This is a genomic window from Noviluteimonas caseinilytica, from assembly GCF_018406605.1.
Taxonomy (GTDB): domain Bacteria; phylum Pseudomonadota; class Gammaproteobacteria; order Xanthomonadales; family Xanthomonadaceae; genus Noviluteimonas; species Noviluteimonas caseinilytica.
In genome coordinates, this window is record NZ_AP024545.1 from 2,787,340 (window position 1) to 2,800,240 (window position 12,901).

The window sequence follows — 12,901 nt, forward strand, 5'->3', positions numbered from 1 at the left end:
CGGGTAGGCGTGCGCGCCGCAGAGAGTCGTTATGGAAACAGTCGAGGTACATCCGCTTTCGTTTTCGTCGGAGTCCTGGCCCTTCGCGGATCCGATCAATACGCTCGCCTATGCCTCCGGTCAGGTCCTCAACGGGAGCCCGATACTGCTCGTGTTCCATGATCACGACGGGGAATGGCAGTTCCTGACTGGCGAGGATCGCGAGGAGTGCAAGATCATTTGCCTCGGTTGCGCATTTGAGCGGGATGCTGCCCTTGCAGGTCTTGCTGCCATGCCAATCGGCTGGATGGCTTACAGGGCTTCAATAGACAAGAGTTGGCAGTGCGAGCCATACGAGGATAGCGACGGGGTTGAGGACTAACGGTTCGCGAGTATCGAATGTCCGCTTCTGGCCGAAAGCGGACATTCGGTCCTCCAATAGGTTCCTCGACCCTGAGTGACCGCTTTCGACCCACAGCGGACATCCGGACCTGACTTGACGCTGCGCCTCAAGCGCTTGAACATCCCGTGGGCACGCAGGGGGTGTAACGGATGCGCAAGGCTCTGACATTGACGATCGCGCTAATGTCGCTGGCCTTCGTCGCGCGCGCCTCAGTCGCGACCGACCCGATGCCAAACAAAGCCTGGCCAAGTACGGTTGACGAAGCTGTCGACCGACTACTGGGTGACATGCCTGCAGACGACGTGGATTGGATGCGGCGAAACCCCAAAGAAGATGTCGTCGGCCACCTCTACATGGGATACGGCACGGGCGTCCGCAACGAGTTCGGCTTATGGGGCGACAACGACGCCCTGCGCAAGTCTTGTGGCACCGATGATCCCGAAGGGTGTTCGGTCGTCATCATCGAGGCGATGTGGAACAAGGTCCAAGCACAGACCGATCCTGCTTTGCGCGCTGCGCTGCAGTGCCAATTCGCAACGGTGCATCGCGTCCGGATCGACACCAAGGGTTGGTACTTGCTCCGCCTCGGCGAAATGCTCGACGACATGCAATCGCAGATCGATCGCCAGATGCCCGCGGCGGCTGCGCCGGGATGTCCCACGCAGTTGCGCATCGTGCCTGCGGGCAACCCCAACCGCCAATGTTTCGTGCGCGCAGAGTTCGAGACCGAGCAGCCGCTCGACACTGCGTTGATGTGGCTAGGATTCCGCAACGCGCTTACACCACGCCACGCGCCGCCTGATCTTGAGTTTGAGTTCAGCGAGTCGTGCGCGTGGCCAGAGCGGCCGACGCACTTCGCCCCTAAGCGTTAGGCAGTCCACGCGCTGACGCTGTCACGACCAAATTGCTCAGTTGTTGAATGCCCGCTTTTGGCCGAAAGCGGACCATCCTTCTAGCGCATGGGTTAAGCCGTCATGGTCCTGTCCGATCTGCCGACAGAAATTCAGAACGCACTTGCTCCGCTGACGCCAGCGCTGGCTACGGCGCGCGTTTCGCCCGTCACGTGGGTGTACTCCGAGAAGGCCTTTGGCAGTTTCCTGATCACTTTTCGTAGCCCACGACACGAGTTCACGCTCACCCGTGACCGAGGTCAGTTCATCATCGGTGGCGCTGATCGAAAGTCCTTGGAGGAGGTAGATCTCTGGAGGGCATTTGCCACAGCCGAGGACCTGCTTCCGCATCTCTCTAGTTGGCTTGGTGAGTGTCCGCTTCTGGCCGATAGCGGACATTGGTCACCGGGTGACCGCTAACGACCCAAAACGGACAATCGGACGCCTGCGCGGGCCAGTTGTTTCGGCGATGATTGTGGCCATCTGCCCCCGGGGACAGGCAAATGCGTAGATCTCAAAGGCTGATCCTGCTGGCGTCCCTGGCGTTGGCAGGATGTTTGGGCGAAGGCGCAGACATGCGTGTGCACCAGGACTTCAGTGCCGATTCCGGGGCTGCTGTGCAGAAGTATCGTGAAGTGTGGAGCGCGTACCAGCCGGAGGACATTTCCGACGACCGAATGTTCATCGCGTCCGAAATGATGAGGCACGACCTGGATCGGCGTGAAGACTACTACCGCTTCATTGTTGCCCATGTTCGCAAAGAAGGCGGGGCCTATCGGACGTCCGCGCTTCGAGCGCTGGCGTATGCGACGGGTACCGAGTCACTTGAGATTTTGTTTGAAGCATACGAAAGCCGCGAGGACATGGCCGCGCGGGAGGCGCTCCAGAGCATCAAGCTTCGCTATGAGTACGCAAAGGCCGTAGGGGATTCGAACGAGATGGCGTTTGTGAAGAAGCGATCTTCCGAGGCGATCAAGAGGCTGCATGCGCCGCAATAACGTCGAAACGTGTTCGCGAAAGCGTTGGAATCTTCGGACGCAGCAGGTGCGCATGACACAACTCGTACGCCGCGTGATTTACCTGGTCGCTGGGTTGGTTCCGGCATGTTGCGGCGCCCTGGTGGCTTCGGCGATGCGCGGGCCACTGCTCCTCGGCGCGCTTGCGGGTGCTTGCGGATTGCTCCTTGCATCGATGGATGTGTTCCCGGTCCGCAGGGCCACCTACTGGTGCATCGCAATCCTGCTGAGTGCCGGGCTTGCCGCAATGCTCCCTTTCTCGGTGAGCGTTGGATACGGGGACCTCGCAGACTTGGCATCGGGCATGCGTGGCTCGCCCACGGCAGCGCTCGTCCGGTCGTGGCTCCTCCTGGGGCCGCCCCTGTGTGCGGCGCATTTCCTTTGGGCGGCGAAACCGAAGTCGCTGCGCGGCTCGACGTGATCCAAGCGGCCAAGATGGCGTGCGTGTCCTTGTGGAGGAGAGGCAAATGACGGATTGGTCCGTACCAAATTGGGGGGAGCCTTGGGAGCCCGACATCGAGGTGCCATTGCTCCAGGCGTTGGCCGCCAAAGTCGCGGCCGCATGGCCGCACATAGAAGGCCGGCCCGATTTCTCCACGGTTGGCGCAGCCGTCGTCGAGTTCTTCTCAGGCCCCGTCTGCATAGCGCGAGCGTGCGTCAGCGCCCTTGACCCATCCGCACCGCTGTTCAGTTGTTATCTCGGCGCCCTGGAGGACGAGTTCCACGGCCACAACATCGAGGCGATCGCATCGCTCGTCGGGCACTACACAGACGCACTCCCGGATACCGAAATCTAGCGGAATGTGCGCTCATGGCCGATAGCAGACACCCGTCGGTACCTGCCCACCACGCGACAACAGTGTCTGCTTTCGATCCAAAGCGGACATTCGGCCAGCGCGTGCCTTCCCACCTTGGGGCGGTTATAAGGCACCACTGGACCTTGGGTCAGTCGATTAGGCGGTACCCCCTTTGCGCAAGCTGATCACTCTTACCGTTGCGACGACTCTCATTGGATGCGCGACACAGACACCAGTGTCGACACACTCCTCGTCTGCTCGCGTAGATGACGAGGGCGTAGTGACTTACTACGACCGGAATCAGGATGGCGCTATTGATTTCGAGTTCCACGATTTCGTGTGCTGCGATCGAAATTGGGCGCGGGTTGATACTGACTTCAACGGCCAATACGACTTGCTTGCCCGATGGGGCTACAGCTTGACTCGGACACCGATAGATAGTCCCGTCCCAAGGTCCGTTCCGTTTACGACGATTACGAAGGGAGAACCGCCAATATCCGGCTGGTAGGCCTACGTGCAGACAAATGTCCGCTTCTGGCCGAAAGCGGACATGCCCGCCGAGTGACCGCTTTCGACCCAAAGCGGACATTCGGTGCGCCCCAAGCGCCACGCTCGCCAGCGCCGAATTACACTTCGATGCCAGGACCGCAGGGGCGAAAATGAAGGCGAGAGACGTTGTGCAGAATGCGCTAAGTCTGGCGCGCAGCCGCCTAGGCGAGTCGCCGCAGTACCCGATATACGAATCCTGCGTGGCTCAGTTGGAGTACCTGCTGTCCACCTTGGATGGAAGTATTCCGGTTGACCGCCCCAAGCTTCGTACTTTCACCATCGGGCACTATGCGGTGCGGGAGCTTGAAGAATCGGATGAAGAGTTGTCGCGTGTGCTCAAGGAGGCGTATCTCATCGCGTCCAAGTTGGCCGACGGCCTAAAGATTTCCTAGTTCGGCTCTATTGCGGCTTTGTGCATTTCCGCTGCTGGCCGACAGCGGACATTCGTTCTACGGAGGATTGAAGTGAACTCGCGATGCTACATCTGTAGCCGTCGACTCAACAACGCCGACGATCCGCTTTCCACTGATTGGGGATTGTTGGGGTTGCGTTGGACCCATGGAAGACGGTTGGCCACAGTCAGCCGCGAAGGTCGCCGAAGAAATCGCTGCGGGGCTCCGGGAGCCGGACGGGAGGGCGAAACCACCGCCCCAGTGATGTCCGCTTGGAATTCAACTGATGCTGCTCGACGATGAGTTGGAGCTGGCTGTCCACGGCACCTTTGGTTCCGTGCAGGAAATCAGCCGCGACGTTCTTGCTGCACTCGCCGAGCACTCTCAGACTGCAACCCCTTCGTCGACGTGACGGAACTGAAGACGTCGGCGCCAGCATGTCCGCTTCTGGCCGATAGCGGACATCGAGCCCAGTTATCGTGCGGGCAATCAGCGTGCAACGCGATGTTGGCGACCGCGCCCGCGTTGACTATGCTCGGGGTCGGGCACCAGGGGTGGGCAGACGATGATCAAGATTCCGCGCGGGCTCGCGTTCGCCGGCACGGCCATGCTCGTCGCGAGCGTCGTGCAGTGGTGCATCACGGCGGAGTCATCGCCGGCCCGCGGCTATCTCCTTTATCACGTCGCGCTGCCGAATGCCTGGGCGACGATCAACCTGCTGCCTTTCCTTGCCGCGGGCGCCATGGGTGGAAACATCCACGCACCGCCGACCTGGATGTATCTGTGTGCCTTCTTCATCCAGTGGGCCCTCGCCGGGGTGCTCGCCGCTCTCGTGTTCCAAAGGTTTCGCAGTGCCCGGGGGCGATGACGGCACCATGCCGACAAGCACGCAATACGAATGTCCGCTTATCGCCGAAAGCAGGCATTTGATCGGCCCCTTGGCTGAGTGACCGCTTTCGACCCAAAGCGGACGTTCGACGAGCCCTCACGCTGAGCGTCTGGCCGGCTTGTGAGTCGGACTCCGCCTGCATAAGCTCACGCCGTGAGCCAACTCGACAACATTCCGCCACACCTTCGGATGCGATCAATTTCCCCGAGGGAAATCGTGCTTCCGCTCGCCGACGCACTGGAAGCAATCGACTACTTGGAGTCCCGATCGGCCCTTATCCTGGGCTGGGAGGGCTGGGTAAAGGCGGCTGATGGTCGCGTTGGGCATGGCAGCGCTGGCTACCTGAGTACATTCACCGAGCATCTCTCGGTGGCTGAGGCTGCCACCGACGCGCGCAAGACGATCCAAGCTGGCGCATTGGACTGGCAAGAAAAACATGGTGGCGGCACCGATGCTTTGCACTTCTGCATCACGGTGAGGTTGCCTGGCTAGCAGGACTGCCAAAGGTCTTCTGGCCGAAAGCGGACATTTGGTCGGCCCATCGGCGGAGTGACCGCTTTCGACCCAAAGCGGACATCGGCTAAATTCCACGCTCGTCGCGTGGACATGGAATTATGATGCCTCGAAAGTTCTGGTCGGGTTTGCTCCTGGCGATCGGCATCTACCTTGCGCTGACGGGAGCTTTGTCCTTCAACGTCGCCATTTTCGGTGTGCATCCCATTCGCTTGTGGACATCCGCTGATCGCTATTACCAGATCGTCCCGCAAGAGAGCTCGCACGCGCTTGCAATCGGGGCAGGGTGCATCGTCGTAGCATTGCTCCTCGGCGCTGCCTCGATTCGGGTTTGGCGAACGAAACGCTAATGGCCGATAGCGACACCAGACTGGAAGGCGCACATGCAGATCACTGACAGTCAATTGGATGTGGCCTCTCTGGCTGCCCTGGGAGCCGAAGCGCTTGCGCTTCTGGGCAGCGGCAACGTTGACGCCTTGGCACAGCGCTTTGGCTACGCGCTGGCGTATGGCGCCGACCCGGCGATTGCCATTCAAGCGGACCTGACGTCCTCGCTTGCCTCCGTGGGAGCAACGTCACTAGGGCAGGGAGGCGCTGCACACATCCCCACGGTCCGCTACTGCAACCCAAACGAGGCCGGACTGCTTGCCGTCGTCCAGGCGATGGCGCCGACCAATAACGGCAAGGCCATCCTCGTGGAGCTGGTAGTAACGGCTCGGGGAAATGACACGCACATCACCTTGGAGCAGATCAGCGACGCTGCGTGATACGAATTTCCGATTCTGGCCGAAAGCAGATATTTGATCGGCCCCTTGGCAGAGTGACCGCTTTCGACCCAAAGCAGACATTCGGGCCGCTCGTTCGGAGCCGCTCAGTTCGGTAATGTGTCGGCTAGGCGTAGTTAGGCGATAGGCAACATGCAAGACAACTCACACTCGTCGTTGGCATTTCACGGGGCTGTGAACTCTTCTGCTCCAGGTGTGCGCTGGAGTGGCCGCCGGGCTATTTGCTTTCTATATCGCGCCCGAGATCGACATTGAACTCGACGGTCGCTCACTTGCGATTGGCTTTTCCACCTTGCTGACGCCTCTGATCTTTGTCTTCAGCCTGTGCTGCGTCATCGCATTCGCCATCGTTGGGTGGCGGCTATGGCTTCTCCACATAAACCCTGGGCGGCGTCAGCGGACTGACGCCGAGCTTTAGCGTTTGTCTGCTTCTGGTCGAAAGCCGACATGCGGGCCGCGGTGACCGCTTACGACCTAACGCGGACGCTCCGCCGGACCGCTTGTTCCGTGCTATCAGCCAGCTTGTTAGCCTGCCGCAGGTTGCATACGATTCGCCGCACACATGACTTCATCGGCTGGCACAAGCTCGATCCTCTCCACTGACAGCCTCGAAGCTGTCCGGCGGCACTTGGATTCGGTCGGCTTCATCTCGGTACTCCATTGGCATTTGGGTGGTGCCAGCCACCCCACGCCTCTCGCGTTCAGCGATTTCGACACGTTTCATGGGTATCTGTGCGAACGCGCAAGGCCAGGAGATGCGATCGATGTCTGGCCATTTCCGACCGACTACGATCATCGACTCGCTCAGGGGAAGGTGCCCGATGCCGACGGGAATATCCATGCCGGCGGTGCCTACTAGACTTCGCGAGCCGGCCTGATTGAAGTTTGGGGAATGTCCGCTTCTGGCCGAAAGCGGACGCCGGAGACAACCGGACAATTCAGACAAGGACGCTGATGAAATGGCAACTCGCGACTATCAGGAAACCGACCGCGACGTGCTGGCAGAACTTCCGCTTGAACGACTCAACGCGGAAATCTCACGCTGCCTCCTCGGCTACCAGACAGGCGGATCGTCGCAGGGCCGCAAGGCGTTCTTTAAGCGCCTTGTGATGCTGGAAGACATCCGCGAGCAGGCCCACGGGGTTCCTGCCAAGCAACGGACTTTCAGTAGTCGGTAAGCCCGGCGGAAATGTCCGCTTCTGGCCGATAGCGGACATTGGTCACCGGGTGACCGCTAACGACCCAAAACGGACAATCGGACGCCTGCGCGCGGGCCAGTTGTTTCGGCGATGATTGTGGCCATCTGCCCCCGGGGACAGGCAAATGCATAGATCTCAAAGGCTGATCCTGCTGGCGTCCCTGGCGTTGGCAGGATGTTTGGGCGGAGGCGCAGACATGCGTGTGTACCAAGACTTCAGTGCCGATCCCGGGGCTGCTGTGCAGAAGTATCGTGAGGTGTGGAGCGCGTACCAGCCGGAGGACATTTCCGACGACCGAATGTTCATCGCGTCCGAAATGATGAGGCACGACCTGGATCGGCGTGAAGACTACTACCGCTTCATTGTTGCCCATGTTCGCAAAGAAGGCGGGGCCTATCGGACGTCCGCCCTTCGAGCGCTGGCGTATGCGACGGGTACCGAGTCACTTGAGATTTTGTTTGAAGCATACGAAAGCCGCGAGGACATGGCCGCGCGGGAGGCGCTCCAGAGCATCAAGCTTCGCTATGAGTACGCAAAGGCCGTAGGGGATTCGAACGAGATGGCGTTTGTGAAGAAGCGATCTTCGGAGGCGCTCAAGAGGCTTCAGGCGCCGCAATAACGGTCGAAACGTGTTCGCAAACGAGCGGAATTAGGCGACCGAGAGAATGTCCGCTTCTGGCCGAAAGCGGACATCGGGCCTGAGTGACCGCTTTCGACCCAAAGCGGACATTGCGCGGGCACAATTGGCGTTAGCGAAGCTGGGGGTGCTGTGACTGACGTTTCGGACGGCTCAGGGATTACCTTTGAGGCGGCGCGGCGCCTTGCGCTTGCAAGCTGCGACTCATTATGCGGCGAGTACCTGGAGGCAGAGCACTGCTGGATATTCTTTGCTGCTCGTCCCGGCGATTTCGCCACAGCCGTGTCTCGGACAGGTCAAGTGAGCATGGTGTATGACCTGCGGGATGACCCCATAAAAATGCAGGAATACTTGGCTCTCTATTCCGCGTACTGCTCCGGAAATAAGCAGGAGACGGAGGTATTTTTGCAAAACTTCATGCGGAAACACTATTCCTCGTGGCGCCCGTGAGTGACCGTTTCGACCCAAAGCGGACATTGGAGCGACATAATCGGATCAGCGCCCAAACACGATTACTCGAACCGGCTCCCCGATGAATATCAAAACACTGCTGCCATCCGGATGCGCTCCCAGCGAGGCGTTCCGCATGCTTTTCGACCAAGGGCATGTTCGATCCGCAGCGGAGCTGGTGCACCTGCTTTACACCGAATTCGACGATCTTTCTGAATCGGTCATGCCGGCCGTGATGAGCTGGAACCGGGGAACGAAACCAGAGAATGCGGCAGTGGGTTTGAGTGACGAGCGACTCGACGAAATCATCGGCGAATTTCTCGCGTTAGCGATGACGACCAGCCGCCGCGCCTAGCCGCCGATGTCCGCTTCTGGCCGATAGTGGAAATCGCTGATTCGCTACAGTTGCCAACCATGAGCCTCGATACCTCCCTCCCGTACTATCCAGAGCTGACCGACTGGCCGCATGAGCCGGTCCGGCCGATACAGATTGCAGACTGCGGCTGGTATCGAGACGGTGGACCGCAAGGCGGTACGTACTACGCGGATTTGGTAGATAGCGAAGGCAACCGCTTTCCATTCTTCTTTGATCGTTTTTTGGGACGCCTTTGCTTTGGCTCCGCGACCGAACCCGACAGAGATGCTGCCTTTTTGCGCCCGGGCAGCCGCGTAGAGCAGGAATCCATCGCGCTCATCGAAACCCTGGCACAGAACTCTCCGCAGTTCCCTGACTTGCTCGGCAAGATTCGCCACGCCAAGGTGTGGGCGGCGTCCGCATAACGACTAGTCCAATGTCCACTTCTAGCCGATAGCTCAAGCAGGGCGTCCGCTTTCGACCTAAGCGGACACTAGTCCGTGCACGCCGTTGAACCCATGAACATAGGTTGAGTGTACTTCCGGTAGTTGACGTTCATGGGTTGAGTCGAAAGCGGCAGCCCCGAATCGTTCGCTTCGTACACGAGAACGCCGCACGTGCGACTGCTCTCCACCAACTTAATCAGGTAGTAATGGCTGGACTCAAAGGTATTCGTAAAAATGACATCGCAGGTGGTCGTTTCCGTGAGCCCCTGCGAGTGAATGCCGCGAATGTGGCTCGCTAGAGGGACATTTGATTCGATTGAATACGGCCCCACTAGCGAGTAAGGCGCCCGCTGCGTGATTTGAGTCTCGAGCGATACAAGATTAGTGCACTTCGCGCTGTCCCTCGAAATGTACATCCAGGACTTAAGACTCGGACCGTCCTGGAGGAATACCGATGCTTTCGGTAGTCCCTCTTTGACCGTGTAGTCAGGCACACCACAGCCGGTCAGCACTATCGCGAGCGCGACCGTCGAAGTAATTCGAATCATAATTCCCCATGTGATCACATCCCGTAGGGAAGGTTAGCACGCAGCATCGCAACGCTAGTCCGGGCGGACATTGGCCGAGTGACCGCTTTCGACCCAAAGCGGACATTCGCCTGCAATCGCACGATCCGGTAAAACGGGCGGGTAGGCGTGCGCGCCGCAGAGACTCGTTATGGAAACAGTCGAGGTACATCCGCATTCGTTTTCGTCGGAGTCCTGGCCCTTCGCGGATCCGATCAATACGCTCGCCTATGCATCCAGTCAGGTCCTCAACGGCCGCCCGATACTGCTCGTGTTCCATGATCACGACGGGGAATGGCAGTTCCTGACTGGCGAGGATCGCGAGGAGTGCAAGATCATTTGCCTCGGTTGCGCATTTGAGCGGGATGCTGCCCTTGCAGGTCTTGCTGCCATGCCAATCGGCTGGATGGCTTACAGGGCTTCAATGGACAAGAGTTGGCAGTGCGAGCCATACGAGGATAGCGACGGGGTTGAGGACTAACGGTTCGCGAATATCGAATGTCCGCTTCTGGCCGGAAGCGGACATCAAGCCTGGGCGTCCGCTATCGACCCAAAGCGGACATTCGCGGTCTCTCGTTTATCGTATGGGGCAGACGCTTTCGAGATTCGCCCAATGCCAGAGGCAGAACAGGATTTGGAAAAGCGGCTGCTTGCTGCGGCCCTCTACGAGTTGCGCGTCCAGCTTTCTGGACATCTCGGGGAAGACGACACGCCAGCTGGCGCCGCCGCTCGATTTGCATACACATTTCACAACCAGGCCTTGGCGGTTCTTTCCGGCGAGAGGATTGATGTGCATGCGGCTCTCGATGCGCTCGACCAATGGGAGCCCATCTTCGGCGAGAAGTATTTGAGCCACTTTCGTCGCACGGTGCTTTCCGGCGACGGCAGCTAGCCATGTCCGCTTTTGGCCGAAAGCGGACACCGGAAGTCATCTGGCCAAGCACGAGGAAAGGATGGATGCGCGCTGAAATCGAAGACTGGAAGAACGGTTGGTTCGGTATCGGCCTCGGCCTGTCCGTCCATGACATCGAACGACTCATTGCACTGCTCACCGAACTCCGCGACGACCCGGATCAACATTTCCACCTCTCGAGCGACTACGCGGGTGCTGGCGGCGTCGGAGACATCGAGATCTACGTGCAGTCATCCGACGAGCCAAGCAACATGCATCTCTTCGGCATGGCGCTGGCGCCCGGCGAATTCGTCCAGGAGTGAATCCTTCCATGACACGTTGGCTTTCGATCGTGTGCTTTGCCCTGTCCGCGGTCGGCTTTGCGCTGACGACCTATGTCTTCAGTGACTGGAACCAGGCGCCCGCCGATCTACCCCTCCCGGGGCCTGGTTACTCGGTGGCGGAACCGTTCCACCTCGCGACGGGCGGCAAGTTCGAATTGCGGGCCAGCGTCCCGGTGATGGTTGCGGACCGCGAGGTGGGCACGCCGCCATCGCCGCCCCCGATCCCTACGAACTTGCGGCTTGTCATCGAGCAAGGCGAGATCACCAAGGTCGACATGCCCATCGTGGAGATGGGACACATGGGTCGGTACGTCTTCGGCAAGGTGGACTCGTATGTGGCGCGACCGGTCGTGACATTGCCGCGAGGGGACTACGTCATCCGGCTGACGGGGCTCGGGAATGCCGTCGCGCCACGGGGCGGCGCCATGCTGTCCCTGGAACGGGCAGGGGATCCGACGACGGCGGTCCTGCTGTCCGGTTTGACGCGGATGGCGAGTGCTTGCGCGTTTGTGCTCGGGCTTGGGTTGCTGCCGTGGCGTGCGTGGCGCGGGAAGGAAGGAGCACCTGCGCGTGTTTGAAGTGCTGCCAGGCCTTCCCCCTTACGGAGACCTGCCCACGCTGATCAGCGACACGGGCTCGACCGTTTACCGGGAGGGCTACGTGATCCGCTTCCTGGCGGGCACGCGCGAAGCGTGGGTCGGCAACTTCCAGCGCGGCTTGTGTTCCTTCGACCAGGTGGTCGCGTTTCCCGACGGGCAGCATGTGCTCGTCATCGCGGGTGGCTCGGCCTACCTCGTGCACCCTGCGACGAAATCCATCATCGCGTCGCTGGGAGGGCAGGTCGAATCCTGCACGCCCACGCCGGACGCCCGTGGCTTCGTGCTTTCGGACTTGACGGACATCGAGCTGGTGAACGGTTCGGGCCTGGTCTGGCGGAGCCGTCGGCTTGCGTGGGATGGCGTCCGCGTCCTGCAAGTCACGGGCGACGACGTCCTCGGCGAGGCCAGGCACTACGACGACACCTGGCATCCATTCCGGGTCAGCCTCGCGAATGGCGAGGCAACGGGTGGTGCGTATGAAGAAGTGGCCAACGCTCCCTCGGGCATCTACCTGCGAGCTTCCTTGATGTTCAAGGCGGCCATCACCGGATGGATGATGGCCGCGATTTCCACCGCACTGCTTTTTGCGGGATACCCGCAAGCCAAGCCATTTGCCGTGCTGGGTGTCCTCCTGGGCTGTGGCGCAATCGCGGCTGGAGCGATCGCAAGCCTTGGAGGCGGGTTGATCAACGATCTGAAGGGAAGGCAATGAAGTCGGCGGTCATGCTGGTTGCGTTGTTGCCTCTATTCGGATGCGCGAGGCACGAGGCGGATTCGAACGCAATCGCAGCGTTTGCCTTGCACCCGGCCGGGAGCATCGAGGGGCTCGCCGACGTTCCCGAGCAAGGCTTGTATGCGATCTCCCTTCGCTATGAGTTCGCCACGCCGGAAGCGCGCCAGGCGGCCTGGGAAGTCGCAAGCAGTCTCCGCGGCGGCGCGTCCTTCGATGTCGCGGTCACGTTGAAGACGCCGGTGGGCGGCACGGCCGTGGACGCCACGTTCAAATGCCCGCGGCTGACGTCGTGGAGCGAGCACGAACTTGAGGCGGAGTTGACGCGACTGGAATTGACCCCTGGTCGATACGAGGTCGTCGCGAGGATCCGGAACGGTCCTTCGCCCATGGGCGTTCCGATCAAGATCGCGATCGCTCCCGCGTACGTGGGCAAATAACTGCTCGAGGTAATGTCCGCGCCTGGCCGA

The 12,901-nt window shown here is 60.2% G+C and carries 19 protein-coding genes; all 19 read left to right on the forward strand.

Annotated features, from left to right (window positions below; translation table 11 throughout):
* Positions 1-31: 31 nt before the first annotated feature.
* Entirely contained in the window at positions 32-361 is a 330-nt protein-coding gene (locus tag LYSCAS_RS13575; protein ID WP_213434576.1) for a hypothetical protein, read from the forward strand.
* 170 nt (positions 362-531) lie between these two features.
* Positions 532-1,254, forward strand: a complete 723-nt coding sequence (locus LYSCAS_RS13580; RefSeq protein WP_213434577.1) for a DUF6794 domain-containing protein — start codon at positions 532-534, stop codon at positions 1,252-1,254.
* A 593-nt stretch (positions 1,255-1,847) separates the two neighbouring features.
* Positions 1,848-2,270, forward strand: coding sequence for a hypothetical protein (locus LYSCAS_RS13585; RefSeq protein WP_213434579.1), 423 nt, complete (start codon positions 1,848-1,850; stop codon positions 2,268-2,270).
* A 485-nt stretch (positions 2,271-2,755) separates the two neighbouring features.
* The gene (locus LYSCAS_RS13590; protein ID WP_213434580.1) at positions 2,756-3,085 is read left to right on the forward strand and encodes a hypothetical protein; all 330 of its coding nucleotides are present in this window, start codon (positions 2,756-2,758) and stop codon (positions 3,083-3,085) included.
* 659 nt (positions 3,086-3,744) lie between these two features.
* The gene (locus LYSCAS_RS13595; RefSeq protein ID WP_213434581.1) at positions 3,745-4,026 is read left to right on the forward strand and encodes an immunity protein Tsi6 family protein; all 282 of its coding nucleotides are present in this window, start codon (positions 3,745-3,747) and stop codon (positions 4,024-4,026) included.
* A gap of 286 nt (positions 4,027-4,312) precedes the next feature.
* Positions 4,313-4,438 carry a hypothetical protein gene (locus LYSCAS_RS16080; RefSeq protein ID WP_279640223.1) on the forward strand — a complete coding sequence of 42 codons (126 nt, stop codon included), beginning with the start codon at positions 4,313-4,315 and terminating at the stop codon, positions 4,436-4,438.
* Between the two features lie 153 nt (positions 4,439-4,591).
* A complete protein-coding gene (locus tag LYSCAS_RS13600) occupies positions 4,592-4,894 on the forward strand; it encodes a hypothetical protein (RefSeq protein WP_213434582.1) in 303 nt (100 codons plus the stop codon).
* Between the two features lie 174 nt (positions 4,895-5,068).
* Positions 5,069-5,407: a hypothetical protein gene (locus LYSCAS_RS13605; protein WP_213434583.1), complete on the forward strand. Its 339-nt coding sequence runs from the start codon at positions 5,069-5,071 to the stop codon at positions 5,405-5,407.
* Positions 5,408-5,811: 404 nt separating this feature from the next.
* Positions 5,812-6,195 (forward strand): hypothetical protein, encoded by a 384-nt coding sequence (locus LYSCAS_RS13610; RefSeq protein WP_213434584.1) that lies wholly within the window; start codon positions 5,812-5,814, stop codon positions 6,193-6,195.
* Between the two features lie 977 nt (positions 6,196-7,172).
* Positions 7,173-7,391 (forward strand): hypothetical protein, encoded by a 219-nt coding sequence (locus LYSCAS_RS13615; RefSeq protein ID WP_213434586.1) that lies wholly within the window; start codon positions 7,173-7,175, stop codon positions 7,389-7,391.
* A gap of 217 nt (positions 7,392-7,608) precedes the next feature.
* Positions 7,609-8,031: a hypothetical protein gene (locus LYSCAS_RS13620; protein WP_213434587.1), complete on the forward strand. Its 423-nt coding sequence runs from the start codon at positions 7,609-7,611 to the stop codon at positions 8,029-8,031.
* 550 nt (positions 8,032-8,581) lie between these two features.
* Positions 8,582-8,854, forward strand: a complete 273-nt coding sequence (locus LYSCAS_RS13625; protein ID WP_213434588.1) for a hypothetical protein — start codon at positions 8,582-8,584, stop codon at positions 8,852-8,854.
* Between the two features lie 59 nt (positions 8,855-8,913).
* On the forward strand, positions 8,914-9,279 hold the full coding sequence (locus LYSCAS_RS13630; protein ID WP_213434589.1) for a hypothetical protein: 366 nt from the start codon (positions 8,914-8,916) through the stop codon (positions 9,277-9,279).
* A 738-nt stretch (positions 9,280-10,017) separates the two neighbouring features.
* Complete coding sequence (locus LYSCAS_RS13635) at positions 10,018-10,347, forward strand: hypothetical protein (protein ID WP_213434590.1); 330 nt, start codon at positions 10,018-10,020, stop codon at positions 10,345-10,347.
* Between the two features lie 132 nt (positions 10,348-10,479).
* Positions 10,480-10,758, forward strand: a complete 279-nt coding sequence (locus tag LYSCAS_RS13640; protein WP_213434591.1) for a hypothetical protein — start codon at positions 10,480-10,482, stop codon at positions 10,756-10,758.
* 65 nt (positions 10,759-10,823) lie between these two features.
* A complete protein-coding gene (locus tag LYSCAS_RS13645; protein WP_213434593.1) occupies positions 10,824-11,081 on the forward strand; it encodes a hypothetical protein in 258 nt (85 codons plus the stop codon).
* Positions 11,082-11,089: 8 nt separating this feature from the next.
* Positions 11,090-11,680, forward strand: coding sequence for a hypothetical protein (locus tag LYSCAS_RS13650; protein ID WP_213434594.1), 591 nt, complete (start codon positions 11,090-11,092; stop codon positions 11,678-11,680).
* Positions 11,673-12,413, forward strand: coding sequence for a hypothetical protein (locus LYSCAS_RS13655; protein WP_213434596.1), 741 nt, complete (start codon positions 11,673-11,675; stop codon positions 12,411-12,413). The genes LYSCAS_RS13650 and LYSCAS_RS13655 overlap by 8 nt, the downstream gene beginning before the upstream one ends.
* On the forward strand, positions 12,410-12,871 hold the full coding sequence (locus tag LYSCAS_RS13660) for a hypothetical protein (RefSeq protein ID WP_213434597.1): 462 nt from the start codon (positions 12,410-12,412) through the stop codon (positions 12,869-12,871). The genes LYSCAS_RS13655 and LYSCAS_RS13660 overlap by 4 nt, the downstream gene beginning before the upstream one ends.
* Positions 12,872-12,901 lie beyond the last annotated feature (30 nt).

Excerpts from the sequence above, each read along its gene's own strand:
- LYSCAS_RS13575 (WP_213434576.1), top strand. The coding sequence starts at position 32 with ATGGAAACAGTCGAGGTACATCCGCTTTCGTTTTCGTCGGAGTCCTGG.
- LYSCAS_RS13580 (WP_213434577.1), top strand. The coding sequence starts at position 532 with ATGCGCAAGGCTCTGACATTGACGATCGCGCTAATGTCGCTGGCCTTC.
- LYSCAS_RS13585 (WP_213434579.1), top strand. The coding sequence starts at position 1,848 with ATGCGTGTGCACCAGGACTTCAGTGCCGATTCCGGGGCTGCTGTGCAG.
- LYSCAS_RS13590 (WP_213434580.1), top strand. The coding sequence starts at position 2,756 with ATGACGGATTGGTCCGTACCAAATTGGGGGGAGCCTTGGGAGCCCGAC.
- LYSCAS_RS13595 (WP_213434581.1), top strand. The coding sequence starts at position 3,745 with ATGAAGGCGAGAGACGTTGTGCAGAATGCGCTAAGTCTGGCGCGCAGC.
- LYSCAS_RS16080 (WP_279640223.1), top strand. The coding sequence starts at position 4,313 with ATGCTGCTCGACGATGAGTTGGAGCTGGCTGTCCACGGCACCTTTGGT.
- LYSCAS_RS13600 (WP_213434582.1), top strand. The coding sequence starts at position 4,592 with ATGATCAAGATTCCGCGCGGGCTCGCGTTCGCCGGCACGGCCATGCTC.
- LYSCAS_RS13610 (WP_213434584.1), top strand. The coding sequence starts at position 5,812 with ATGCAGATCACTGACAGTCAATTGGATGTGGCCTCTCTGGCTGCCCTG.
- LYSCAS_RS13615 (WP_213434586.1), top strand. The coding sequence starts at position 7,173 with ATGGCAACTCGCGACTATCAGGAAACCGACCGCGACGTGCTGGCAGAA.
- LYSCAS_RS13620 (WP_213434587.1), top strand. The coding sequence starts at position 7,609 with ATGCGTGTGTACCAAGACTTCAGTGCCGATCCCGGGGCTGCTGTGCAG.
- LYSCAS_RS13625 (WP_213434588.1), top strand. The coding sequence starts at position 8,582 with ATGAATATCAAAACACTGCTGCCATCCGGATGCGCTCCCAGCGAGGCG.
- LYSCAS_RS13630 (WP_213434589.1), top strand. The coding sequence starts at position 8,914 with ATGAGCCTCGATACCTCCCTCCCGTACTATCCAGAGCTGACCGACTGG.
- LYSCAS_RS13635 (WP_213434590.1), top strand. The coding sequence starts at position 10,018 with ATGGAAACAGTCGAGGTACATCCGCATTCGTTTTCGTCGGAGTCCTGG.
- LYSCAS_RS13640 (WP_213434591.1), top strand. The coding sequence starts at position 10,480 with ATGCCAGAGGCAGAACAGGATTTGGAAAAGCGGCTGCTTGCTGCGGCC.
- LYSCAS_RS13645 (WP_213434593.1), top strand. The coding sequence starts at position 10,824 with ATGCGCGCTGAAATCGAAGACTGGAAGAACGGTTGGTTCGGTATCGGC.
- LYSCAS_RS13650 (WP_213434594.1), top strand. The coding sequence starts at position 11,090 with ATGACACGTTGGCTTTCGATCGTGTGCTTTGCCCTGTCCGCGGTCGGC.
- LYSCAS_RS13660 (WP_213434597.1), top strand. The coding sequence starts at position 12,410 with ATGAAGTCGGCGGTCATGCTGGTTGCGTTGTTGCCTCTATTCGGATGC.